Genomic DNA, 24825 nt, shown 5'->3' with positions numbered 1-24825 from the left:
CGCGCGCCGCCTCCAGCCGGTCGGCACCGCGCGCGCAGGCCACCACCCGCGCGCCCATCAGCTTGCCGATCTCCACCGCCGTCAGCCCCACGCCGCCCGCCGCCCCCAGCACCAGCAGCGTCTCGCCGGGGCAGAGCCGGGCGCGATGATCCAGCGCCAGATGGCTGGTGCCATAGGCGATCTGGAAGCCCGCCGCCGTCTCCTCGGTCATGCTGTCGGGCAGGGGCACCGCACGCGCGGCGTCAAAGCTGCCCCATTCGGCCAGCCCGCCCGAGCCTCCGAACACCGCCACCCGGTCGCCGACCGCCAGATGGGTCACGCCAGCCCCCACGGCAGCCACGGTGCCCGCCACTTCCATCCCCAGCGTGAAGGGCCGGTCGGGCGTGTCCTGATACCGCCCCTCGATCATCAGCAGGTCGGCGAAGTTCAGGCCGCAGGCGGCGATGCGCAGCAGAATCTGATGCTCTGCCGGGTCGGGCACGGGCAGATCCAGCAGGGCCGGAGCCTCTGCCCCGGTCAGAAGATGAAAGGCGCGCATCGGGGGTCTCCCTCACTGTTCAGGGGCGGCGATTCTTTCGGATTTGCCAAATATATCAGATGCTGAATGAATTTTTCCAATGATCGCAAAGGTGGGGCTCCCTGGCACAACCATGAAGAGCATTCATTTAACCCTGTTCAGCGTGAGGGGCGCAAACAGCTTGATTTTGGTCATAGTTCCGATGTAGCGTCCGTCCGACTTGAGCGAGGTATCTTCCGTGCGTCCCCTTTGCGGACGGTTTTTGTGCTCCATTGTGGGCGAGTGATGAAGGAACACCCGATGACGCATCCTGTTGACGTTCACGTTGGAAAACGTATCCGCCACCGCCGGTGGCTGGTGGGCATGACCCAGCAGCAGCTTGCAGAGCGTGTCGGCATCAAGTTCCAGCAGATTCAGAAATATGAAACCGGCGCGAACCGCGTCAGCGCGTCGCGGCTCTGGGACATCGCGGATGCGCTGGAAGTGCCGGTCAGCTTTTTCTTCGAAGGGATCGAGACGGAGCAGGCCGCAGGCGAAGCCAGCGCCATGCCCACCGACATCCTTGGCGACAAGGAAGCGCTGGATCTGGTCCGCTCCTATTATGCAATCCCCGAAAACCAGCGTCGCCGGTTGTTCGAACTGGCCCGCGTTCTGTCCGACGTGGCTTGAGCCGGGACGCCCGCTGCGATAGCTGATCCTTGGATCAGGCGCAGGCAGGGGGCCCGGGATGGCAGCAATTTCACCACAACTGGCCGACGACCTGTGGCAGACCGCCACAGTGCTGGCGGATGCGGCGCGTGCGGCCATTCTGCCGCATTTCCGCAGCGCGGGGCTGGAAACCGAATCCAAGGGAGCGGCCGGGTTTGACCCGGTGACGGTGGCCGACCGGGCCGCCGAACGCGCCATGCGCGACCTGCTGGCGGTCCACCGCCCGCAGGACGGCATTCTGGGCGAGGAATACGGTCCGCAGCCGGGGCAGAGCGGTCTGACATGGGTGCTTGATCCCATCGACGGCACCCGCGGTTTCATGAGCGGCACGCCCACATGGGGCGTGCTGATCGCCGTGGCGGATGACAGCGGCGCAAGGCTGGGCCTGATCGACCAGCCCTTTACCGGCGAACGGTTCGAAGGCGGGCTGGGCCGCGCCGCGTGGCGCTCGCCCCACGGTGCGGGCACGCTGGCGGCCCGCGCGCACCGCGGCTTGGATCAGGCGACGCTGTTCACCACCTTTCCCGAAATCGGCAGCGCTGCGGAACGCGCGGCCTTTGCGCGTGTGGCGCAGGACGTGCGGCTGGTGCGCTATGGCATGGACTGCTACGCCTATGCGCTGCTGGCCGCCGGGCAGATCGATCTGGTGATCGAGGCGGGGCTGCATGTCTATGACGTGATGGCCCCGATCGCGGTGATCGAGGCGGCGGGGGGCATCGTCACCAACTGGCAGGGCGGCCCCGCGCATGAGGGCGGGCAGGTGCTGGCCGCCGCCAATGCCGAGGTTCATGCCGCAGCTCTGGCGCGTCTGAACGGCTGAGACGGGTTTTCTTTGGCCGGTTCCCGGGGCAGTCTGGCCCCAGACCTGGAGAGACCCATGACAGAAACGCTGATCCGCAACGCCCGCACCGTGCTGACCATGGATGACGACGCCACCGAACCGGGTGGCATCGACATTCTGCTGCGCGACGGGGTGATCGCCGCCATGGGCGAGGGGCTGCCCGCCACGGGCGAGGTGGTCGAGGCGCGGCATTGCGTGGTGACGCCGGGGCTGGTGAACACCCATCACCATCTTTACCAGACGCTGACGCGGGCAGTGCCCGGCGGGCAGGACGCGCTGCTGTTCGGCTGGCTGAAAACGCTTTATCCGATCTGGGCGCGGTTCGGCCCCGAAGAGATCTATACCTCGGCGCAGGTGGGGCTGGCGGAACTGGCGCTGTCGGGCTGTTCGCTGACCTCGGATCACCTTTATCTCTATCCCAACGGCGCGCGGCTGGATGATGCCATCGCCGCTGCCGAGGACATCGGCCTGCGCTTTCACGCCACACGCGGCAGCATGAGCATCGGCGCCTCGAACGGCGGCCTGCCCCCCGACAGTCTGGTGGAGCGCGAGGAGGCGATCCTCACCGACTGCATCCGCGTCATCGACGCCTTTCACGACCCGTCCGAAGGCGCGATGATCCGCGTCGGCGTGGCGCCCTGTTCGCCGTTTTCGGTGTCGCGCGACCTGATGCGCGAGGCGGCCCTGCTGGCCCGCGACAAGGGCGTGATGCTGCACACCCATCTGGCCGAAAATGCCGAGGACGTGGCCTATTCGCTGGCGAATTTTGGCTGCACTCCGGGGCAATATGCCGAAGATCTGGGCTGGACCGGGCCGGATGTCTGGCACGCGCATTGCGTGAAGCTTGACCCGCAAGAGATTGATCTTTTTGCACGATCCAGAACCGGCGTCGCGCATTGCCCCTGTTCCAACTGCCGCCTTGGTTCGGGCATCGCCCCCGTCGCCGCCATGCTGGAGGCGGGGGTGCCGGTGGGGCTGGGCGTTGACGGGTCGGCCAGCAATGACATGGGCAACCTGATCGCCGAGGCGCGGCAGGCTCTGCTGCTGCAGCGCGTGGCGCAGGGCGCGGATGCCATGAGCGCGCGTGCGGCGCTGCGGCTGGCCACGCGCGGCGGGGCCGAGGTGCTGGGCCGCCATGACTGCGGTCAGGTGGCGGTGGGGATGCGCGCCGATCTGGCGCTGTGGGATGTCAGCAGCATCGAAAGCGCGGGCAGCTGGGATCCGGCGGCGCTGCTGCTGGCGGGGCCGCAGAAGGTGCGGCACCTGTTCGTCGAGGGACGGCAGGTGGTGCGCGACGGGCAGATCACGACGCTGGATCTGCCCACGGTGGTTGCGCGACAGAACCGCCTTGCGCGCACGCTTTCGGAATTTTGAAGAAAATCAAAAGATTGGAGGTCATTCCTGATGTTTGTTGCCAGACTCTGCCTGCCGTTTTTGCTGCTGTTTGCGCCTGCCTGCGTGCCGGTGCCGCTGCCCTCATCCTCGGGCAGCACCGCGCCGGAGACCTTTGTGGAGGACGCACGCGGCGCCCGGCTTAACGCCTTTCGCGCGGAAAACGGCATGGCACCGCTGAGCTTTTCGCCGGTGCTGCAGGAGGTGGCCGCCGCCCATGCGCGGGACATGGCGGCGCGGGGCGAGATGACCCATACCGGCAGCGATGGCAGCAGCATCGGCGACCGCATCCAGCGCAGCGGCTACCGGCTGCGGGCGGGGGCGGAAAACATCGCCGTCACCCGGGGCGGGCTGGACGCGGCGATGCGCATCTGGATCGACTCGCCGCCGCACCGCGCCAATATGCTGATGCCCCGGGTGCGCGAATACGGGCTGGCGCAGTCGGGCAATTACTGGGCGATGGTGGTGGCGGGCGCCCGCTGATCCGGGGCGCCGCCCCTTGCCGAAGCCGCGTCGCGGTGCAGGTTAGGGAGCGGTGCCAAAGGAGAAATGCCATGCGAGCCGCTCTTGTCCTCTGTTCCCTGCTGCTGACGGGGGCTGCCTGCGCCGACACGCGCGGCGATGTCCGGCTGGCCCAGTCGGGCGACGCCTCCATTTCCGAACTGCGCCCGGCGCCGGACCGGATCACCCAGACCAGCCCCAAGGCCGCGGCACAGGCGCTGAACAGCTGGCGTCAGGCGCGCGGCCTGTCGCCCCTGCACCGCAACCCGCGTCTGCAGCAGGCGGCAGAGGTGCAGTCGCGCGACATGGCCCGCACCGGGCGCATGGCGCATCAGGGCAGCGATGGCAGCCGCGTTGGCGACAGGGCGAAGCGCGCGGGCTACACCTATTCGCATGTGGCCGAAAACCTTGCCATGACGCCATTCGGCATCGACAGCGCCATGGAGCTTTGGGAAAAATCGCCTTCGCACCGGCAGGCGATGCTGCGGCCCGACCTGCGCGATTTTGGTCTGGCGCAGGTGGGGCAATACTGGACGCTGGTGCTGGGCAAGCCGCGCTAACGCGCCTGCCGCCCCGCCACCCAGGTGGCGCGGATGGCGCGGTCATCCCCCATCATGATGGTCGGAAACAGCACCTCCCACAGGCTTTCCGCCTCGGCCACGCGCTGCGCGATGGCGGGGGTGGAGGCCAGGTCAAGCACGGTGAAATCCGCCTCCAGCCCGGGGGCCAGATTGCCGATCCGGTCTTCGGCCCCCAACGCGCGGGCCGATCCTTGGGTCGCAAGCCATAGCAGTTCCGCCGGATGCAGCGCGCGGTGGCGCAGCTGCGCCACCTCATAGGCGGCGGCCATGGTGCGCAGCATGGAAAAGGACGAGCCGCCCCCGGTATCGGTGGCAAGCCCCACCCGCAGACCCGCACGCGTCAGCCCGTCCATGTCAAAAAGCCCCGACCCGATGAAGGTGTTGGAGGTGGGGCAGTGCACCAGCGCCGCGCCCACCTCGCGCAGCCGGTCGCGTTCGCGCGGCTCCAGATGGATGGCATGACCATAAAGCCCGCGCGGCCCCAGCAGCCCATGCGCCTCGTAAGTATCCAGATAATCCCGCGCCTGCGGGTAAAGCCCGCGCACCCATGCAATCTCGTCGGTCTGTTCCGACAGATGCGTCTGCATCAGGCAGCCGGGATGTTCGGCCCAGAGCGCCCCCAGCGCCTCCAGCTGGGCTGGGGTCGAGGTGGGCGAGAATCGCGGCGTGATGACATATTCCGCCCGCCCCTTGCCGTGCCAGCGCGCCAGCAGCGCCGCGCTGTCGTCATAGGCGGACTGCGCGCTGTCGCGCAGGAAGGCGGGGGCGGTGTCGCGGTCCATGCAGGTCTTGCCCGCAAACACCCGCATCCCGCGCGCCTCGGCGGCCTGAAACAGCGCCTCCACCGAGGCGGGGTGGATCGTGCAGTAGGAACAGACCGAGGTGGTGCCATGCGCCAGCAGCAGATCCAGATAGCGCCCCGCCACCTCGGCGGCATGGGCGGGATCGGCAAACCGCGCCTCGGTCGGGAAGGTGTAGTCGTTGAGCCAGTCGATCAGCCGCTTGCCCCAGCTCGCGATCATGCCGGTCTGCGGGTAATGCGTATGGGCATCGACAAACCCCGGCACGATCAGCGCCGTGCCGTGATCCATCACGGGCACCTGCGGATGCGCCGCGCGCAGGGTGTCGGCGGCGCCCATGGCGGCGATGCGCCCGCCCGAGACCAGCAGCGCGCCATGGCGGTCATGGCGCACGGCCTCCGGCCCCAGATCGAAGGGCGAGCCTGCGAAGCTCAGCGTCTGTCCCAGATGCAGCATGTCGGTCATATATGGTCCCTCTTCTGTGCCGAAGATGCAGCGCCGCACCGCCTACCGCAATGCGCCCTGTTGCTTTATCCCGTGATCCCCTAGATTTGGCCGGAACCAGAGGCAACGGGGCAGGGCATGACCGATCACACCGGCACCACGGCGGATGACGACGCGCGCGAGGACACGACCAACCCGCTTGAACGCAAGGTGGTGACGGCGATCCTGTATGCCGTGGATGTGGGCGACCGCCTGCGTCTGATCGAGCTGATGGAGCCGCTGCACCCCGCCGACATCGCCGACCTTCTGGAACAGATCAACGCCTTCGACCGGATGCGGCTGATCAAGCTTTATGACCGGGAGTTCGACGGCGAGATCCTGACCGAACTCGACGAGTCGATCCGCGAGGAGGTGATCCGCACCCTGAACCCCGAGGTTCTGGCCGATGCGGTGCGCGAGCTTGATTCGGATGACGTGGTCGACCTGCTGGAGGATCTGGACGAGGCGCAGCAGGAAGCGATTCTGGATGTGCTCGAAGACAGCGACCGTGTCGCCGTCGAACAGTCGCTGACCTATCCGGAATATTCCGCAGGCCGCCTGATGCAGCGCGAGGTGGTGATGGCCCCGGAGCACTGGACCGTGGGCGAGGCCATCGACTATCTGCGCCGCACCGAGGATCTGCCCGAACAGTTCTACCACATCGTGCTGGTGGATCCGAAACTGCGCCCGGTGGGCAATGTGACGCTGGGCAAGCTCATGTCCTCGCGCCGCGAGGTGGCGCTGGCCTCGCTGCTGGAAGAGACCTTCCATGTCATCCCGGTGACCCGGCCCGAATCCGAAGTGGCCTATGCCTTCAACCAGTATCACCTGATCTCGGCCCCGGTGGTGGATGAAAACGACCGGCTGGTGGGGGTGATCACCATCGACGACGCCATGGCGGTGCTCGACGAGGAGCACGAGGAAGACATCCTGCGTCTGGCCGGGGTGGGCGAGGAAAGCCGCCTGTCGGACAGCGTGCTGGAAACCACCCGGCAGCGTTTTCCGTGGCTGGCGGTCAATCTGGTGACGGCGGTGCTGGCCTCGCTGGTCATCGCGCAGTTCGAGGCGGCGATCACGCAGGTGGTGGCGCTGGCGGTGCTGATGCCCATCGTGGCCTCCATGGGCGGCAATGCCGGGACGCAGGCGCTGACCGTGGCGGTGCGGGCGCTGGCCACGCGCGACCTGACCGGATCGAACGTCTGGCGGGTGATCGGGCGCGAGGTGATGGTGGGGCTGGTCAACGGGCTGGCCTTCGCGCTGGTCATGGGGCTGGTGGGCATCTTCTGGTTCGGCTCGCCCGCGCTGGGGGGCGTGATCGCGGCGGCCATGGTCATCAACCTTGTGGTGGCGGGGCTGGCGGGGATCGTGGTGCCGGTCGTGCTCGACAAGCTGCGCGTCGATCCGGCGCTGGCCTCGGGGGCCTTCGTGACCACGGTGACCGATGTGGTGGGCTTCTTCGCCTTTCTGGGCCTCGCCGTTCTGGTGCTGCTGTGACCGATCTGGCCGCGATCAAGGCCCGCGCGCGCCGCGCCGCCGCCGCCCGCCGCGCGGCGGCCCATGCCGCCGATGCGGGGCAGGCGGCGGGGATGCTTTCCTCGCTCCTCGCAGGCTATCGCGGCGTGCCGCTGGCGGGCTATATGCCGATCCGGACGGAGATTGACCCGCTGCCCGCCATGGCCGAGGCCGCAGCCCATGGCCCCGTCGCCATCCCGGTGATCGAGGCCCCCGGCCAGCCGCTGCGCTTTGCCCGGTGGGAGCCCGACATGCCGCTGGTCGAGGGCCCCTATGGCGCCCGCATCCCGGCCCGGCCCGAGGTTCTGACCCCGGAAATCCTCATCGTGCCGCTACTGGCCTTCACCCGCGCGGGGGCCCGGCTGGGCTATGGCGGCGGCTTTTACGACCGCACGCTGGACGCGCTGCGCAGGAACGGCCCGGTGCTGGCGCTCGGCTTTGCCTATGCGGCGCAGGAGGCGGATCATCTGCCGCTGGAGCCCACCGATGCGCCGCTGGATCTGATCGTGACGGAAAGCGGCATCCTGACCCCGGGCTGAGGGAACCCGCGCCGCCTTGGCTGCGTTTGGGGGTCAGAACGGTCCCGACCGGGACCGGATTGCATCACAGGAGAGATTCATGCCGCAGAGTTTTGTCCCCTATCTCAAGGAAAACGCCCGCAAGGACATGGTGGGGGTGCTCAACGCGCGCCTTGCCGACACCATCGCGCTGACCAACGCGGTGAAGCAGGCGCATTGGAACCTCAAGGGGCGCGGATTCATCGGGGTGCATGAGCTGCTGGACGATGTGGCGGACCACCTGCGCGACGGCGCCGACCTGATGGCCGAACGCGCCGCGATCCTCGGCGGTCTGGCGCAGGGCACCGTGGAGGTCGCCGCCAAGGCCAGCGGGCTGGAGCCCTATCCCACCGACATCACCGAGATCGACGATCACATCGCAGCGCTTGTGGACCGCTTCGGCGCCTACAGCACCAATCTGCGCGAAGCGATCGAGGCCGCCGACGAGGCCGGTGACGAGGGCACCGCCGATCTTTTCACCGAAGTGATCCGCGCCGCCGACAAGGACGCATGGTTCATCGGCTCGAACAGCCCCAAATCCGCCTGACCGGTCTCCCAAGACAGAAAAAGCGGCCTCCCTTGCGGAGGCCGCTTGGTTTTTGAACACGAAAGCCGCCCATTTTGTGCCCGCAGGTGGCGCATTGCGGCTCCCGCGCCGAGACATGCGCTTCCAGCGGCCCCAAATATCCCGGGGGAGTCCGCGTCAGCGGACGGGGGCAGAGCCCCCGCTGCCCCCGTCCGCCGCGTGACGTCAGAAGGGGGGCGATGCGCGCATCGCCCCCGGGAACGGGGTCTGGCGCCCCGCTGTCCTGCCTGATCTGCGTCCTGCGGGGGTGGTCGAGGTCAGAGCGCGCGCCAGCCGATATCGCGGCGGCAGAAGCCCTCCGGCCAGTCCAGCGCATCGGCCAGCGCATAGGCGCGGGCCTGTGCCTCGGCCAGCGTCGCGCCGCGGGCCGTGGCGTTCAGCACCCGCCCGCCATTGGCCAGCATGCGCCCCTCGCGCATCACGGTGCCCGCATGGAACATCTGCTGGAAACTGTCCTCGGGCAGGCTGTCCAGCCCCCGGATCTTGGTGCCCTTGGCGTAAGCCCCGGGATAGCCTCGTGCGGCCAGCACCACGGTCAGCGCGTGATCTTCGGCCCATGTGACCCCGGCCTCCTCCAGCCGTCCTTCGGCGCAGGCCACGATCAGATCCAGCACCTGTCCGCCAAGCCGCATCATCAGCACCTGACATTCCGGATCGCCGAAGCGCACGTTGTATTCCACCAGCCTCGGCGCGCCATCCTTGATCATCAGCCCGGCATAAAGCACGCCCTGATAGGGCATGCCGCGGCGCGCCATCTCGGCCATGGTGGGTTTCACGATCTCGTCCAGCGCGCGCTGCGCCACCGCGTCGCTCAGCACCGGGGCGGGGGAATAGGCGCCCATGCCGCCGGTATTGGGGCCGGTATCGCCGTCGCCCACCCGCTTGTGATCCTGCGCCGTGCCGATGGGCAGCACCGTCTCGCCATCGACCAGCACGAAGAACGAGGCTTCTTCGCCGGTCATGAACTCCTCGATCACCACCTCGGCGCCCGCGCCGCCAAAGGCGCCGCCGAACATGTCGTCGATCGCGGCCTCGGCCTCGGCCACGGTTTCGGCGATGATCACGCCCTTGCCTGCGGCCAGCCCGTCAGCCTTGATGACGATCGGTGCCCCGGTCTGGCGCACATGGGCGCGGGCGGCTTCGGCCTCGGTGAAATGGCCATAGCCTGCGGTGGGGGCGCCCACGGCGGCGCAGATTTCCTTGGTGAAGGCCTTGGAGGCTTCAAGCCGGGCCGCTGCCTGACTGGGGCCGAAGACCAGCAGCCCTGCCTCGCGCAGCCGGTCGGCCACCCCTGCGGCGAGCGGCGCCTCCGGTCCGATGATGACCAGATCGATGGACTGGCTTTCGGCGAATTCCGCCACGGTGCCGCCATCCTCGATGTCGAGGCTGGCGCATTCCGCGATCTGCGCGATGCCCGCATTGCCCGGCGCCACGATCAGTTTGCCGCATTTGGGATTCTGCAGCACGGCCCAGGCGAGGGCGTGTTCGCGCCCGCCACCGCCGAGGATGAGGATGTTCATGAGGGCTCTCCCGCCTTGGCCTTTGTTGCCGCGCGTTCTAAGGTCGGGCGAGGCCAAGAGCAAGCGAGCGCGCATGTCCGATCTATTCGAGCCCGCAGAGACGGGCAACACGCCGGAATTCACCGTCTCGGAACTGTCCGGGGCGGTCAAGAAGGTGATCGAGGGCGAATTTTCCTTTGTCCGGGTGCGGGGCGAGCTGGGCCGCATCTCGCTCCCCAAATCCGGCCATGTCTATCTGGACCTGAAGGATGACAGCGCCGTCATGTCCGGCATCATCTGGCGCGGCGTGGCGCAGCGGCTGGAGGTGCAGCCCGAGGAAGGGATGGAGGTCATCGTCACCGGGCGGCTGACCACCTATCCCGGCCAGTCCCGTTACCAGATCATCATCGAGGACATGCGGCCCGCCGGTCTGGGCGCGCTGATGGCCATGCTGGAAAAGCGCAAGGCGCTGCTGCAGGCCGAAGGGCTGTTCGATCCGTCCCGCAAGCGGCCGCTGCCGTTTCTGCCCGAGGTGATCGGGGTCATCACCTCGCCCACGGGGGCGGTGATCCGCGACATCCTGCACCGGCTGCGCGACCGGTTCCCGCGCAAGGTGCTGATCTGGCCGGTGGCGGTGCAGGGGCAGAACTGCGCCCCCGAGGTGGTGCGCGCCATCGAAGGCTTCAACCGGCTGCGCCCGGGCGGCGCGCTGCCGCGGCCCGACCTGCTGATCGTCGCGCGCGGCGGCGGGTCGGTGGAGGATCTGTGGGGGTTCAACGAGGAAAGCGTGGCGCGGGCCGCCGCGGCTTCGGCGATCCCGCTGATTTCGGCGGTGGGGCATGAGACCGACACCACGCTGATCGATTTCGTGTCGGACCGCCGGGCGCCGACGCCGACAGCGGCGGCGGAAATGGCGGTGCCGGTGCGCATGGATCTGCTGGCGCGGGTGGCGGAGGCGCAGTCGCGCCTGACCCGGGCACAGGGCCAGCGGCTGGAGGTGCGCGGCCAGCGCCTGCGCGATCTCGTGCGGGTGATGCCCCGGGCGGAGACCCTGCTGGAAGGGCCGCGTCAGCGTCTTGACCTGCTGGCGGACCGGCTGCCGCAGGCGCTGATCCGTGGCGTCGACCGGCGGCGTCTGGCGCTTTCTGGGCCGGCGGGGGCGCTGCGTCCGGGGCTGCTGACGCGGCTGCTGGCGCTGCGGGGCGAGGCGCTGGGGCGGCGGGCCGACCGGCTGAGCCTGCGTCCGATCCAGCGCGACCTGACGCAGGGGCGCGCGCGGCTGGAGGTGCTGGCAGAGCGGCTGGCCGAGGCTGGGGCGCGGCGCATCGCCATGCCGCGTGACCGGCTGGCGGGGCTGGAGCGGCTGCTGCAGACGCTGAGCTACAAGGGCACGCTGGCGCGCGGCTATGCGGTGGTGCGCGGCGAGGACGGTCAGGTGCTGACCCGTCAGGCCGAGGCGCAGGCGGCGGCGGTGCTGGAGATCGAATTTGCCGATGGCCGGGTCAAGGCAGGCGGCGGCACGGTCGGGGTCAAGTCCGCGCGCAGGTCGGCAAAGCCCCCCGAACAGGGCAGCCTGTTCTGAGTGCGCCGGAAGGCCTGCCTGGGTGGTGGCGGGCCGGGAAGGGCAGGCAGGGGGCTCTGCCCCCGTCCGCCGGGGGCGGACTCCCCCGGGATATTTGGGGCCGCTGGAAGCGCAGGATCCGGTCAGACGCCGACGTCGGGGCCCATGCAGATCATGGGCTCATCGCTCTGCCGCGCTTCGTAAAGCACGGTGCTGGCGGGGTCGTTCTCGAAGACGGCGCGCAGCCCGTTGCCTTCGCGGAAGAAGCTCCAGCATTGCGGGATGGAGGTGTCTTCGTAGACGAAACAGATCATGCCCGCCTCTTCGTACCAGCGCCCGTCCTTGCAGCGCCCGTCAAGGAAGGACCAGCGCACATGGCGGTCAGGCAGGTATTCCTCGGCGCCGTAGGGCTGGCCGCCCAGACCGAAATACAGCGTCTTGCCCTGCACATAGGCTTCGAACTCCGGCGCCGCGAGCGGTTCGTCGGCGCGGGAGGCCAGGGGCAGGGCGGCGAGGGCCAGAAGGGCCGGGATCAGGAATGCGCGCATGCGGCGACCATGGCAGAGCTTGGCGCGCGGGAAAAGCCCTGTTGCGGTGGTGGCGGCGGTTTCCGCGGCAGGTGGTCGGTCGAGATGATGACAAATTTAGTCAACTATTTGATTTGCAAGAATTAAATTGACCTGCTGCGCGAGAAGGTCTAGCAGTGGTGTCAGACGCCAGCAAGCCAGCCCTGCGCCCGGATCGGGCGCCGCCAGCTCGCCAGCCATGACTGGACGCTCCGGAAGCCAGCCTTTCAGCCAGCCTTTCAGCCAGCCTTTCAGCCAGCCTTTCAGCCAGCCTTTCAGCCAGCCTTTCAGCCAGCCTTTCAGCCAGCCTTTCAGCCAGCCTTTCAGCCAGCCTTTCAGCCAGCCTTTCAGCCAGCCTTTCAGCCAGCCTTTCAGCCAGCCTTTCAGCCAGCCTTTCAGCCAGCCTTTCAGCCAGCCTTTCAGCCAGCCTTTCAGCCAGCCTTTCAGCCAGCCTTTCAGCCAGCCTTTCAGCCAGCCTTTCAGCCAGCCTTTCAGCCAGCCTTTCAGCCAGCCTTTCAGCCAGCCTTTCAGCCAGCCTTTCAGCCAGCCTTTCAGCCAGCCTTTCAGCCAGCCTTTCAGCCAGCCTTTCAGCCAGCCTTTCAGCCAGCCTTTCAGCCAGCCTTTCAGCCAGCCTTTCAGCCAGCCTTTCAGCCAGCCTTTCAGCCAGCCTTTCAGCCAGCCTTTCAGCCAGCCTTTCAGCCAGCCTTTCAGCCAGCCTTTCAGCCAGCCTTTCAGCCAGCCTTTCAGCCAGCCTTTCAGCCAGCCTTTCAGCCAGCCTTTCAGCCAGCCTTTCAGCCAGCCTTTCAGCCAGCCTTTCAGCCAGCCTTTCAGCCAGCCTTTCAGCCAGCCTTTCAGCCAGCCTTTCAGCCAGCCTTTCAGCCAGCCTTTCAGCCAGCCTTTCAGCCAGCCTTTCAGCCAGCCTTTCAGCCAGCCTTTCAGCCAGCCTTTCAGCCAGCCTTTCAGCCAGCCTTTCAGCCAGCCTTTCAGCCAGCCTTTCAGCCAGCCTTTCAGCCAGCCTTTCAGCCAGCCTTTCAGCCAGCCTTTCAGCCAGCCTTTCAGCCAGCCTTTCAGCCAGCCTTTCAGCCAGCCTTTCAGCCAGATCCGGGGCCTGCGCCCTGCGGCCCGTCCGGGCGCAGGGCGCGGGCGCGGCGGTCCATCAGGCGGCGCCAGAGCGGCGGGATCAGGGCAATCACCGCCATCACCGGCAGCGCATAGGGCAGGACCGGCATGGTCTGCCGGTCGAGCCGCAGCCCGGGATAGGCGCGGGCGGGGCTGGTGTGGTGGTCCGAATGGCGCGGTGCGTTGACCATGAGCGCTGCCGACCAGCCCTGCGGCGCGTTCCAGCTATGTGCGGGCCCCACCGGGGCGTAGCGGCCCGGGGCAAGCTGCCGCCGCCGCAGCCCGTAATGCTGCACGTAATCCGACAGCAGCAGCTGCGCCTGCGCATAGGCGCCAAGCGCCAGCAGCGCCAGAACCCCGCCCCCGCCGCCCAGCCCCGCCGCGAGGACCAGCGAGGCCAGCCCGCCGCCCAGATAGAGCGCGTAAGGATGCAGCCCGCCCGCGCCTGCGGCGCGCAGGCGCTGTTCGGCGCGATAGCCCGCGCGAAACGATCCGATCCAGGCGCGCGGGGCGAAGCGGTACCAGCTTTGCCCCAGCGGCGCGGAGTTGGGATCACGCGGCGTCGCGGCATGGACGTGATGCACCCGCAGATGCGCCGAGACGTGATGCCCGAACAGCAGCGAGACAAAGACCAGCGTGCCCAAACGGCGCAGCCCGCGTCCGGGGCGGTGGATCAGCTCATGGGCGACGGAATTGCTGACCTGCCCCAGATAGAGCCCCAGCGCCAGAAACAGCAGCCCGCGGGTCAGTGCCGGGGTCTCGGGGCTGGCCAGCACCGCGACCCCGCCATACAGCAGCGGCAGATGGGCAAGACCCAGCAGCAGCGCCAGCCCGTCGCCTGCGGGAAACTCCGCCTCGGGCAGATCGGGGGCGGCGAGCGCTGCTACATGATCCAGCGCCCATGTCAGCACGGTGATATAGGCCAGCGCCAGACCGGCCAGAGCGGCGCCGCCATGGATCAGCGCCGCCGCCAGCAGGGCGGTCGCCAGCAGCGTGGCCGTGGCAAAGCGGATCATGGCGCGGGGCTCCTGCTGGCGGGGGCTGCGGACAGTCTGCGCCCGGTCCGGTTAAGGCAGGGTGACGGGCTAGTCATTGCGATAGACCGCGCAGACGCAGCCCTGCGCCTTCAGCCGGGTGCAGAGCCGCCATGCCTCGTCGCGCCCGTCGCGGCCCAGACGGGCCATCCAGTAGCCGCCCGCCGGGCTGGCGCGGCTTTTCTGCCAGATCAGATCCGGATCCTCTGACCCCACCAGCGCCGAACAGCTGCGGGCGCGCGCGCGGAACTGCGCCAGCGCGCGGTCCTGCGTGGTGCCAAACGCCATCTGGATGCCCCATGGCTTGCGCGGTGGCGGCGCGTCGGGATAGGCGGTCAGGCGGCGGTTGCGGGCCAGATCGTGACAGGCCTGCGCGAAGGGCAGATCGGGCTGCAGCGCAAAATCCGGCGTCTCGGGCGGGGCGTCGCGCCAGATCTCGGCAGGCAGTCCGGTGATGATGCGCACGTAATCGACGGTTTCGCGCGCCAGCCCGCCCGAGCCCGCCACCAGCCCGTCGGCGCGGCCCTCGCCGCCGTTATAGGCGACGGCGGCAAGGCCGGGATTGCCGTAGCGCCGCACCAGTTCGCCCAGATATTCGGCGGAATATTCCAGCGCCTCGGCGGGGTTGAACGGATCGGCAAGCCCGCGCAGCGCGGCGGTGGAGGGGATGAACTGCGCGATGCCCTGCGCATTGGCGGGGCTGACCGCGTGTGGATCAAAGCGGCTTTCCTGCCAGAGCAGCCGGGCGAAGAACGCGGGATCGAGCCCGTGATGACGCGCCAGCGCCCCGATCGCGTGGCAGGTGTCATGCACCACCTGCGAGGGCCGGATGCAGTGCACCGGACCAAAGGCGCCGGGCGAACAGAGCGTGCCCGGTTCGGCCCAATGCGGCAGCGCATCCGCGCGCAGCGGCGCCGCCTGCATCAGCACAAACACAAGGATCACGAGACGGCGCCACATATGCCATCCATGCGGGGGCGCGGCGCTCCGGTCAACTCGGACTTTTCAGCGCCGCCCTTGCGTATTAGGTGAAGGGAGCGGCAGCGAAAGGTATCCCATGTCCTTCTTCGGCAAGCTCAAGAGCAAGCTTTTCAAATCCTCCTCCAGACTGGAGGAAGGTCTGGATGCCATCGTCACCGAAGGCGGCAGTGAGGAGGCGCCCGAGCGCACCCCCGCCGCCCCGCCCACGCCCACCGAACTGCCGCCGCGCCCCGACGAGGTGCCGGCGCCCGTGCGCGAGGTGCCGCAGGCGCCGACAGAGCTGCCCCCGGCGCCGCCGGTGGAGCATCCGATGCCCCCCGCTGATCCGGTGGAAAGCCCGCAGGCCCCGGCGCCGCGCGATCCCATGCCCGCGCCGCCCCCTGCGGGCATGCCCGCGCCGCGCGATCCCGCGCCGCGCCCGGTGCCGCTGGAAATCCCCGAACCGCCCACGGAGGAGCTGTCAGAGCCGCGCCGGGGCGGGCTGATGGGGCGGCTTTTTGGCCGCGACAGCGCGCAGCCGGTGGTGCGCCGCGTGCTTGATGACGCGATGCTGGAAAGCCTTGAAGAGCTGCTGATCGCCGCCGATATGGGCGTGGATACGGCGCTGCGGGTCACCGCCAACATCGCCGAGGGCCGCCATGGCAAGCGCGTGTCGGTGGACGAGATCAAATCGGCGCTGGCCGCCGAGATCGCCCGCATCATGGAACCGGTGGCGCGTCCGCTGCCGCTTTATGCCAACAAACCGCAAGTGGTGCTGGTGGTGGGTGTCAATGGCTCCGGCAAGACCACCACGATCGGCAAGCTTGCCAGCCAGTTCCGGGGTGCTGGAAAATCGGTGGTGATCGCTGCGGGCGACACCTTCCGCGCGGCGGCGGTGGAGCAGCTGCAGATCTGGGGCGACCGTGCCGGGGTGCCGGTGATGACCGCGCCCGAAGGATCCGACCCCGCCAGCCTTGCCTTTGACGCGATGACCCGCGCGCAGGCCGAAGGCGCCGATCTGCTGATGATCGACACCGCCGGTCGGCTGCAGAACCGCGCCGACCTGATGGAGGAGCTGGCCAAGATCGTGCGCGTCATCCGCAAGAAGGATCCCGACGCGCCGCACAACACCCTGCTGGTGCTGGATGCGACCACCGGCCAGAACGCGCTGCGGCAGGTGGAGATTTTCCGGCAGGTGGCAGATGTGTCGGGGCTGGTGATGACCAAGCTTGACGGCACGGCACGCGGCGGGGTGCTGGTGGCGCTGGCTGACAAGTTCGGCCTGCCGATCCATGCCATCGGTGTGGGCGAACAGATCGACGATCTGCAGCCCTTCGATCCCGAGGAATTTGCCGCCGCGCTGACCGGGGCCGCGCGCGACTAGGAATCGTCGGAATCCCAGCCGAACCGGTCTTCGGCGATGCGCAGCAGCCACAGCACGATGACCACGATCACCGTGGTCATCGCGGCCAGCGGCATCTGCCCCGCGCCACAGCCCAGCCCCACCGCGCCCGCCAGCCAGAGCGAGGCGCCGGTGGTGATGTTGCGCACCCGTCCCCCCGAAGTGATGATGATGCCCGCCGCCAGAAAGGCGACGCCCGCCGTCACCGCCTCGATCATGCGCAGCGGATCGTTGCGCTGTTCGCCCGCGCCGCCAAAATCCAGCGCCGCCAGTTCCAGCCCCAGAATGACAAACAGGCAGGCGGCGACGGAGACAAGGATATGGGTGCGCAGGCCTGCGGGCTTTTCCTGCCGCTCACGCTCCAGCCCGATGGCGCCGCCCAGCACGATGGCGGCCAAGAGCCGCGCCAGCGCCGCCGGGGCGGGGACGGCCGAAAAGGTATGGCGGAATTCGTTGAGGATTTCTTCGATCATGATGGTCCCTGTACGTGGATCAGGATAAACAACCCGGCACCTTGGATGTTCCGCCATTGAGCCGGGCCGCGCGGGGGGTTATCTCTGCCGCGGCAGAAGGAGACCCCCATGGCAGAGCGGCAGATCAATCCATTCCTCAAATCGGCGCTGGAGTTCGGCCCCGTGCTGGGGTTCTTCGTGGCCTATCTGCTGCTGAAGGACGAAAGTTTCCTGATCGCGGGCCGCGCCTATGAGGGCTTCATCGTGGTCACGGCGGGTTTCATTCCGGTGATGCTGGCCTGCACCGGGCTGCTGTGGCGGCTGACCGGCCATCTGAGCCGCATGCAGATCGTCACCGCCGTGCTGATCGTGGTGTTTGGCGGCCTGTCGGTCTGGCTCAATGACGAGCGCTTCTTCAAGATGAAGCCGACGCTGATCTATCTGCTGTTCGGCACGGCGCTGCTGGCGGGGCTTCTGCGCGGGGAAAGCTGGCTGCGCTCGGTCATGGAGGGCATGATGCCCCTGCAGCACGACGGCTGGATGATCCTGACCAAGCGGGTGACGGCGTTCTTCTTTGGTCTGGCGCTGCTGAACGAGATCGTCTGGCGCACGCTCAGCACCGAGACATGGGTCTATTTCAAGACCTTCGGCCTGCCCGCCGGGGTCTTCGTGTTCTTCCTGCTGCAGTCGGGGCTGTTCAAGCGCTACGCGCTGGAGGCGGAGCCGGGCGCGCCCGAATAATCCGGCAAGGGATGCATATTCTGCATGGCGGGCCTGACATAAACGGTCGGGTCCGCGGCTGTTTTCTGTCGGGTCTTTGCGTTAGGCCGCGTGCTCTGGAAACAAACACGCTCTGACCGCAACAGAAGAAGCAAGAAAATGTCCCTTTCGACCGCCAGCACGGGAGCGTCGCCGCAGAAGGCGGCGCCGGTGCTGAACTCCCCCGCCAAGGTGCTGACCGCGAGCCTCGTGGGCACCACCATCGAATTCTTCGATTTCTACGTCTATGCCACCGCCGCCGTGCTGGTGTTTCCGGCGCTGTTCTTCCCCGGCGCCGATCCGATGACGGCGCTTCTGGCGTCCTTCGCCACCTTCTCCATCGCGTTTTTTGCGCGGCCTCTGGGGGCTGTGGTCTTTGGCCATTTCGGTGACCGGGTCGGGCGCAAGGCCACGCTGGTGGCGGCGCTGCTGACCATGGGCATTTCCACCGTCATCATCGGCCTTCTGCCCACCTACGACCAGATCGGCGTGGTGGCCCCGCTGCTGCTGGCGCTCTGCCGCTTCGGGCAGGGCTTCGGTCTGGGCGGCGAATGGGGCGGGGCGGTGCTGATGGCCACCGAAAACGCCCCCGAGGGCAAGAAGAACTGGTATGGCATGTTCCCGCAGCTTGGGGCGCCCGCAGGGCTGTTCCTGTCTTCGGGGCTGTTCTGGATCCTGCTGCAGTTCATGCCGCAGGAGGCGCTGCTGAGCTGGGGCTGGCGGATTCCCTTCATCGCCTCGATCCTGCTGATCGTGGTGGGGCTGTGGGTGCGGCTGTCGATCACCGAGACGCCGGATTTCCAGAAGGCCATCGACAACGAGGAACGGGTGGCCGTGCCCGTGGTCGAGTTGTTCCGCAACCACAAGGTGTCGATCGTGCTGGGCACCTTCGTGGCGCTGGCGACCTTCGTGCTGTTCTACATCTGCACCGCCTATCTGCTGAGCTATAACGTGAAGGTGGTGCAGATCCCCTTCACCGACGCGCTGGCGATCCAGATCTGGGGCTCGGTCGTGTTCGGCGCCTTCATCCCGCTGGCGGGGATTCTGGCCGAACGTTTCGGACGGCGGCTGATCCTGACGCTGACCACGGTGCTGATCGGGGCGTTCTCCTTCCTCGTGCCGGTGCTGATGGTGGCGGACGAGATGCGCATCCTTGGCTTTGTCACGCTGGGCATGGCGCTGATGGGCCTGACCTACGGGCTGATCGGCACGGCGCTGGCCGCGCCCTTCCCGACGCGGGTGCGCTATACCGGCTCGTCGATCACCTTCAACTTCGCGGGCATCTTCGGCGCCTCGCTGGCGCCCTATATCGCCACTTGGCTGCAGGCGAGCTACGGGCTGGCCTATGTCGGCTATTACATCTGCGCCGCCGCCGCGATCACGCTGATCTGCATCTTTGCAAGCGCCCGCGGCAAGGTCTGACCCTGCCGCAGCAACATCAAGGACAGGCCGCCGGTTCGCCCGGCGGCCTGTTCGTTTGGGTCAAGGCGGCAATAGCCTGCAATGGCTTTTGGCTTTTCCGAGCGTATTGAGCCAGATATTTCCAGCAAAGCCGGGCGCTCCGGACGGAGGCTGGCCGCTATCTTCTGATGCGGTTGAAAAGCAAAGGGCATTGTTCCCCCTGTTGACTTCGCTATCCATAGTCCGATGGAAAAGCGTCACGAACAGATTTTGGACAAATGCCTGTCGATCGATCTTGAAGTGGATCCCGGCGAGGCAAAGGTATTTGCCATTGCGGCGGTGCGCCATGATGACCGTCCGGCGCTGAAATCCACCGGGCGTCTGACCGGGCCGTTTCTGGATGATCTGGAGACGCAGATTGGCGATGTGGCTTATCCGATTGGCCACAACATTCTCTGCCATGATCTTCAGCACCTGATTGCCGCGCGGCCTCGGCTTGCCAAGATCCTGCAGGCGCCAATTGATACGCTGTGGCTGAACCCGCTCGCCTTTCCGCGCAATCCCTATCACCATCTGGTCAAGCATTATCAGGACGGTCGTCTGGCGGCAGGGCATGTGAATGACCCCGAGCTGGACGCGCGCCTTGTCTTCGGGGTGCTGGCAAACCAGCTTGATGCCTTGGCGACACTGGCCGCAGATGCGCCGGACGTGCTTGCGGCCTATCACTACCTGACCACGCGCATGGACCATGCGGGCGGGTTCGAGGCCGTCTTCCGCTATCTGCGTGGGCAGCCTTGTCCCGGCTTCGACGAGGCAGGAGCGGCGATCCGGCGCATGCTGCAGGGCCGCGCCTGTGAAAAGCGGGTGGAACAGACGCTGACCCGGCTGAGCAGCCCGCAGAATGGCTGGCCGATGGCCTATGCACTGTCATGGATCACCGTGGCGGGCGGGGATTCGGTGATGCCGCCATGGGTGCGGGCGCAGTTCCGAGAAGCCTCGCTGATCGTGAGGCACCTGCGCGACACCTCCTGCAAGGATCCCGGCTGCGGCTGGTGCGCAGAGCAGAACGATCCGGTCAGGGCGCTGGAAAAATGGTTCGGCTTTCCAAGCTTCCGCCCCAAGCCGGTCGATCCCGAGGGCAGGCCCCTGCAGGAACGCATCGTCGACGAGGCCATGTCGGGCCGCAGCCTGCTGGGCATCCTGCCGACGGGCACCGGCAAGTCGCTATGCTATCAGGTGCCCGCACTGTCGCGGTTCCAAAAGACCGGCGCGCTGACCGTTGTCATCTCGCCGCTTGTTGCGCTGATGGCGGATCAGGTGCAGGGCATGGAGCGGGCGGGCATTTCCTGCTCGGTCACGATCAACGGCATGATGTCCATGCCGGAACGTCAGGCCGCCTTGGACAAGGTCCGGCTTGGCGATGCCGGGATCCTCATCATTTCTCCCGAACAGCTCCGAAGCACGTCGATCCGCAGCGTTCTGGCGCAGCGCGAGGTCGGGCTGTGGGCGATTGACGAGGCGCATTGCGTCTCGAAATGGGGCCATGATTTCAGGCCGGATTACCGGTATCTGGGCCGTTTCATCAAGGAATTCTCCGGCGATCAGGATCCGGCGCCGGTGATCTGCCTGACGGCCACCGCCAAGCCCGAGGTGGTGAGCGACATCCTTGCGCATTTCCAGCAGCGGGCAGGCATCGACCTGCTGCCGCTTGACGGAGGCGCCACGCGGACGAACCTTGCCTTTGATGTCCGCCCGACGACCAAGAACAGCAAGCTGTCGGATGTGCTGACCGTCATCAGCGCGCATCTGCCCGCCGAGGGACGGTCGGGGGCGGTTGTCTACTGCGCCACCCGCAAGGAGACGGAGCGTGTGGCCGAGTTCCTGAAATCCCAAGGGCTTGATGCCGCGCATTTCCATGCCGGGCTGGGGGCGGATGACAAGCAGGTGGTGCAGGAGCGGTTCAGGGTTGGCGAGCTGCGGGTGATTGCCGCGACCAACGCCTTTGGCATGGGGATCGACAAGCCCGACATCCGGCTTGTCGTGCATGCCGATATTCCCGGATCGCTCGAGAATTACCTGCAGGAGGCCGGGCGCGCGGGCCGGGACAGGGAGGATGCGCATTGCGTCCTGCTTTTTGCCGCCGATGACGTGGAACGCCAGTTCCGCCTGACCGCCAGTTCGCGGCTGGCCCGCCACGAGATCGGCGCGATCCTGAAGGCGCTGCGGCGGATCGACGAGCGGACAAAGAAAACCGGCAAGGTGGTGGCCACCTCCGGCGAGATCGTGCGGTCCGAGAAGGATCAGGAGTTCGAGCGCGACAGCGCGACCGACGACACCCGGGTGAAGACGGCGGTTTCCTGGCTTGAAGAGGCGCATCTGGTGTCGCGCGAGGAAAACCGCGTGCAGATCTTTCCGTCCTCGCTGCGGGTGCGCACGCTGGAGGAGGCAAAGGCGGTGCTTGCGGCGGCGGATCTGACGCAGACGCATCGCAGGCAGCTGCTGGGCATCGTGGAGCATCTGATGTCGGCCCCGCCGGACGAGGGCATCTCGACGGACGAGCTTTGCGGCGTGTCGGGCCTGTCGCCCGGCGCGCTGCCCAAGGCCATGGCGAGCCTGGAACGGCTCGGCATCGCGCGCAATGACATGGCGATGACGGTGTTTGTTCATGTGGGCGTCGCCAATGCCTCGTCGCAGCGGCTGACGCAGGCCTCCGCGCTGGAGGCCGACCTGATCGGCCTGATGCAGGATCTGGCGCCGGATGCGGATGACCGGACGGCGCTGCCGCTGAACCTTGCCGAGACCTGCCAGCGCCTGCGCGATCGGGACCATCCCGATGTCCGCCCCGACACCATCGACAAGCTGGTGCGCGGCATCGCTCAGGACGGCAGGGGGCAGGATGGCGGGCGTGGCAACATCTCTCTGCGCAAGGCCAGCCGCAACACGCTGATGGTCACGCTGGTGCGTCCATGGCGCACGGTTCACGAGACGGCGAAGCTGCGGTGGCTGGCGGGGGAACTGCTGCTGACCTATCTCACCGGGCGGCTGGACAAGGGCGCGCGGGGCAAGGATCTGCAGGTCGAGACCACGCTCGGCGACCTGCTGGCGCAGCTCACGCAGGATGCGTTCCTGAAAACCAGCGGCGTGCGGGACATGACAAAGCTGCTGGAACGCGCGCTGATGTGGCTGCACGAACAGGGGGTGCTGACCCTTGGCAAGGGGCTGACGGTCTTTCGCTCTGCCATGACCGTGTTCCTTGATGCCAAGGGCGGGCAGTTCACTCAGGCGCATTTTGCCCCGCTGGAGGATCATTACACCGAACAGACCCTTCAGACCCATGTCATGGCGACCTACGCGGAAACGGGGCTGCGGACGATGACCGATGCGGCGCGCCTGTCAGAGGATTACTTCCTGCTCACCAAGGAGCAGTTCATGAAGCGCTGGATGCCGGGCATGGGCCGCGAGGTCAGGCGGCAGACCACCAGCACTTCCTGGGCCGCGATTGTCGACCAGCTTGCCAACAGGGTCCAGCAGGACATCGTCACCGATGACCGGGACCGGACCAACGTGCTTGTCCTTGCGGGGCCGGGCTCGGGCAAGACGCGGGTTCTGGTTCATCGCATCGCCTATCTTCTGCGCATGAAGCGCGAGGATCCGCAGGGCATTCTGGTGCTGGCCTATAACAGGCACGCCGCCGCCGAAATCCGCGTGCGGCTGCGGGCGCTGGTCGGGGATGATGCGCTTGGCGTCACGGTTTCGACCTGCCACGCGCTTGCCATGAAACTGGTGGGGGCGAGCTTTGTGGGGCAGCGCGCCGATACCGAGGATTTTGATGGCATCGTGACCGAAGCCGTCCGGCAGCTGGAGGGGGAGGGGCTGTCAAAATCCGAGGCCGAGGCGCAGCGGGACACGCTGATCCAAGGCTATCGCTGGATCCTTGTCGACGAGTATCAGGATATCGGCCCCGAGGAATACCAGCTTATCTCTGCGGTGGCGGGCCGGTCGCTGGACGATGCGGATCTGAAGCTCAGCCTGTTTGCCGTGGGCGACGACGACCAGAACATCTATGCCTTCAACGGGGCCTCCATCGATTTCATCCGCAAGTTCGAAGAGGATTACAAGGCGCGCCCCGCCTTTCTGGTCGAGAATTACCGCTCAACGGGCCATGTCATCGCGGCTGCGAACCGGGTGATTTCGGCGGCGCCCGACCGGATGAAGGTCGATCACGAGGTCAGGATCAATGCCGACCGTCTCCGGCATCCAGAGGGCGGCGCGCTGGAGCAGGCGGACAGCGTGGCGCAGGGGCGGGTGCAGCTGCTTGACGGTCCGGGCGGCGATGTCCCGCAAGCGGTCGCGGCGGTGGATGAACTGATGCGCCTGTCCCGGCTGGATCCGGACTGGTCATGGTCCCGCACCGCCATCATCTCCCGCGACTGGAAACGGCTTGGCGCCGTCCGGTCCTATGCCGAGGCGCAGGGGCTGAAGGTCGAGATGGCCAACGAGGATCTGCCGAACATCTGGCGGCTGCGGGAAACCCAGACGCTGGTCGCGGGTCTGCGCAGGCGGCAGGGCGCGCTGCTGGGGATCGAGGACATCATCGCCATCCTCAACGAGCAGGAGACCAACCGCTGGGTCGAGCTTCTGGCCGAAGGCGTGGCCGAACTGGCGCGGGAGCTGAAGACGAAGACGATGCCTGTGCCCGACATCGTCGAGTGGCTGGCCGAATGGTCCCGCGACACCCGTGGCGAACAGCGCGGGCTGCTTCTGCTGACGGCGCACCGGGCGAAGGGGCTGGAATTCGATCACGTCGTCATCCTGAACGGAGGCTGGGACAGGCCGTCAAAGAACGAAGACCGCGACGCCCCGCGCAGGCTGTTCTATGTCGCCATGACGCGGGCCCGGAAAAGCCTTGTCGTGATGACCAGCGGCGAGCATGCGCTGCTCAAAGCCGGGGCGCCTTCGGTGCTGCACCGGAGGGTGACGCCGGAGGTCTCGGCGGGCCTGCCCTCGCCGAATGTCTACCAGCTGCCGGATCTGAAATTCTCCGACCTGTCCTTCCCCGGTCGGCAGCGCGACGGGCACGACTGCCACGACGCGATCCGGCGTTGCAAGGTCGGCGACCCGCTGACGCTGGAGTTCCGCGATCCAAGCTGGCTGCTGATCGACCGGCACGGCCATGTCATGGGACGGATGTCGAAGGCGTGGCAGCATCCGCAGGGAGTGGTCCTGTCCTCCGGCAGGGTCGGGGCCGTTATCCGCTGGCGGGCTTCGGACGGAGAGGAGAAATTCGCGCAGTTCCTGCGGCGCGAGGCATGGGAGACGGTGCTGCCGGATCTGGTCTTCACGCCCGCCGCCGCGCCTGTGCCCGCCGCAGCGGTGCCTGCCCGGTCCGGAGCGCCCGAACGACCGGAGCCCGGATCGCAGGCCGAGACGGTGGGATCTGGCGGCCAAGTCCGGGAACGACCCTGAGGTACTTGCGGCCTTTGCGCCGGGTTGCGGCAGGCGCGCAGATCGCCCGGTGCCTTGGTTCCTGACGGGCGCGGATCCTGCGCGCCCGTCAGGCAGGTCTGGCCTGCAGGATCCCGGCGCCGCGGGCC

21 protein-coding genes are annotated in these 24825 nt (G+C 67.3%); 13 read left to right on the top strand and 8 right to left on the bottom strand.

Annotation, left to right across the window (positions count from 1 at the left end):
* The coding region (locus tag VK682_RS10335) for an alcohol dehydrogenase catalytic domain-containing protein (RefSeq protein ID WP_324781762.1) at positions 1-538 on the bottom strand (538 nt) is incomplete at its 3' end.
* A gap of 279 nt (positions 539-817) precedes the next feature.
* Here VK682_RS10335 and VK682_RS10330 point away from each other — a divergent pair.
* From VK682_RS10330 to VK682_RS10310, 5 genes are all read left to right on the top strand, one after another.
* The gene (locus VK682_RS10330; RefSeq protein ID WP_089847114.1) at positions 818-1186 is read left to right on the top strand and encodes a helix-turn-helix domain-containing protein; all 369 of its coding nucleotides are present in this window, start codon (positions 818-820) and stop codon (positions 1184-1186) included.
* A gap of 58 nt (positions 1187-1244) precedes the next feature.
* Positions 1245-2045, top strand: coding sequence for an inositol monophosphatase family protein (locus VK682_RS10325; protein WP_230794283.1), 801 nt, complete (start codon positions 1245-1247; stop codon positions 2043-2045).
* 57 nt (positions 2046-2102) lie between these two features.
* Positions 2103-3440, top strand: coding sequence for an 8-oxoguanine deaminase (locus VK682_RS10320; RefSeq protein WP_230794284.1), 1338 nt, complete (start codon positions 2103-2105; stop codon positions 3438-3440).
* A 30-nt stretch (positions 3441-3470) separates the two neighbouring features.
* Positions 3471-3941 carry a CAP domain-containing protein gene (locus VK682_RS10315; protein WP_324781761.1) on the top strand — a complete coding sequence of 157 codons (471 nt, stop codon included), beginning with the start codon at positions 3471-3473 and terminating at the stop codon, positions 3939-3941.
* A gap of 71 nt (positions 3942-4012) precedes the next feature.
* Positions 4013-4519, top strand: a complete 507-nt coding sequence (locus VK682_RS10310) for a CAP domain-containing protein (protein WP_089847122.1) — start codon at positions 4013-4015, stop codon at positions 4517-4519.
* Here the strand turns inward: VK682_RS10310 and guaD are convergent.
* On the bottom strand, positions 4516-5805 hold the full coding sequence (gene guaD, locus VK682_RS10305) for a guanine deaminase (protein ID WP_230794286.1): 1290 nt from the start codon (positions 5803-5805) through the stop codon (positions 4516-4518). The genes VK682_RS10310 and guaD overlap by 4 nt on opposite strands.
* Before the next feature lie 117 nt (positions 5806-5922).
* Here guaD and mgtE point away from each other — a divergent pair, with 117 nt between their 5' ends.
* The 3 genes from mgtE (at position 5923) to dps (ending at position 8439) form a co-directional block, all read left to right on the top strand.
* Positions 5923-7317: a magnesium transporter gene (gene mgtE / locus VK682_RS10300; RefSeq protein WP_230794287.1), complete on the top strand. Its 1395-nt coding sequence runs from the start codon at positions 5923-5925 to the stop codon at positions 7315-7317.
* Entirely contained in the window at positions 7314-7874 is a 561-nt protein-coding gene (locus VK682_RS10295; protein ID WP_230794288.1) for a 5-formyltetrahydrofolate cyclo-ligase, read from the top strand. The genes mgtE and VK682_RS10295 overlap by 4 nt, the downstream gene beginning before the upstream one ends.
* 79 nt (positions 7875-7953) lie before the next feature.
* Positions 7954-8439: a DNA starvation/stationary phase protection protein Dps gene (dps, locus tag VK682_RS10290; RefSeq protein WP_230794289.1), complete on the top strand. Its 486-nt coding sequence runs from the start codon at positions 7954-7956 to the stop codon at positions 8437-8439.
* Positions 8440-8735: 296 nt separating this feature from the next.
* Here dps and purD read toward each other — a convergent pair whose 3' ends face one another.
* Entirely contained in the window at positions 8736-9998 is a 1263-nt protein-coding gene (purD, locus tag VK682_RS10285) for a phosphoribosylamine--glycine ligase (RefSeq protein ID WP_230794290.1), read from the bottom strand.
* A gap of 73 nt (positions 9999-10071) precedes the next feature.
* Between purD and xseA the strand changes: the two genes are divergently transcribed.
* Complete coding sequence (gene xseA, locus VK682_RS10280; RefSeq protein ID WP_230794291.1) at positions 10072-11559, top strand: exodeoxyribonuclease VII large subunit; 1488 nt, start codon at positions 10072-10074, stop codon at positions 11557-11559.
* A 122-nt stretch (positions 11560-11681) separates the two neighbouring features.
* On the opposite strand, the gene VK682_RS10275 is transcribed toward xseA, so the two are convergent.
* The 4 genes from VK682_RS10275 to VK682_RS10265 form a co-directional block, all read right to left on the bottom strand.
* Positions 11682-12086 (bottom strand): hypothetical protein, encoded by a 405-nt coding sequence (locus VK682_RS10275; RefSeq protein WP_089847135.1) that lies wholly within the window; start codon positions 12084-12086, stop codon positions 11682-11684.
* A 100-nt stretch (positions 12087-12186) separates the two neighbouring features.
* A complete protein-coding gene (locus VK682_RS27345) occupies positions 12187-13131 on the bottom strand; it encodes a coiled-coil domain-containing protein (protein ID WP_425262617.1) in 945 nt (314 codons plus the stop codon).
* A 64-nt stretch (positions 13132-13195) separates the two neighbouring features.
* Positions 13196-14239 (bottom strand): alkane 1-monooxygenase, encoded by a 1044-nt coding sequence (locus VK682_RS10270; RefSeq protein ID WP_230794292.1) that lies wholly within the window; start codon positions 14237-14239, stop codon positions 13196-13198.
* Between the two features lie 69 nt (positions 14240-14308).
* Positions 14309-15217, bottom strand: a complete 909-nt coding sequence (locus VK682_RS10265; protein ID WP_230794293.1) for a lytic transglycosylase domain-containing protein — start codon at positions 15215-15217, stop codon at positions 14309-14311.
* 97 nt (positions 15218-15314) lie between these two features.
* Between VK682_RS10265 and ftsY the strand changes: the two genes are divergently transcribed.
* Positions 15315-16601, top strand: coding sequence for a signal recognition particle-docking protein FtsY (gene ftsY, locus VK682_RS10260; RefSeq protein WP_230794294.1), 1287 nt, complete (start codon positions 15315-15317; stop codon positions 16599-16601).
* Here ftsY and VK682_RS10255 read toward each other — a convergent pair.
* Entirely contained in the window at positions 16598-17092 is a 495-nt protein-coding gene (locus tag VK682_RS10255) for an MgtC/SapB family protein (protein WP_089847143.1), read from the bottom strand. The two genes, ftsY and VK682_RS10255, sit on opposite strands and share 4 nt — an antisense overlap.
* Before the next feature lie 108 nt (positions 17093-17200).
* Here VK682_RS10255 and VK682_RS10250 point away from each other — a divergent pair, with 108 nt between their 5' ends.
* The 3 genes from VK682_RS10250 to VK682_RS10240 all read left to right on the top strand — a co-directional run bounded on the left by VK682_RS10250 (position 17201) and on the right by VK682_RS10240 (position 24697).
* A complete protein-coding gene (locus VK682_RS10250) occupies positions 17201-17812 on the top strand; it encodes an inner membrane-spanning protein YciB (protein ID WP_089847145.1) in 612 nt (203 codons plus the stop codon).
* A gap of 138 nt (positions 17813-17950) precedes the next feature.
* The gene (locus tag VK682_RS10245) at positions 17951-19252 is read left to right on the top strand and encodes an MFS transporter (RefSeq protein WP_089847147.1); all 1302 of its coding nucleotides are present in this window, start codon (positions 17951-17953) and stop codon (positions 19250-19252) included.
* A 225-nt stretch (positions 19253-19477) separates the two neighbouring features.
* The gene (locus VK682_RS10240; RefSeq protein ID WP_230794295.1) at positions 19478-24697 is read left to right on the top strand and encodes a RecQ family ATP-dependent DNA helicase; all 5220 of its coding nucleotides are present in this window, start codon (positions 19478-19480) and stop codon (positions 24695-24697) included.
* Positions 24698-24825: the final 128 nt, after the last annotated feature.

The organism is Salipiger marinus (assembly GCF_035481585.1).
GTDB classification, from domain to species: Bacteria; Pseudomonadota; Alphaproteobacteria; order Rhodobacterales; family Rhodobacteraceae; genus Salipiger; species Salipiger marinus.
Note: the sequence above shows the minus strand (reverse complement) of the source record. Positions and strands in the feature narration are given on the sequence as shown.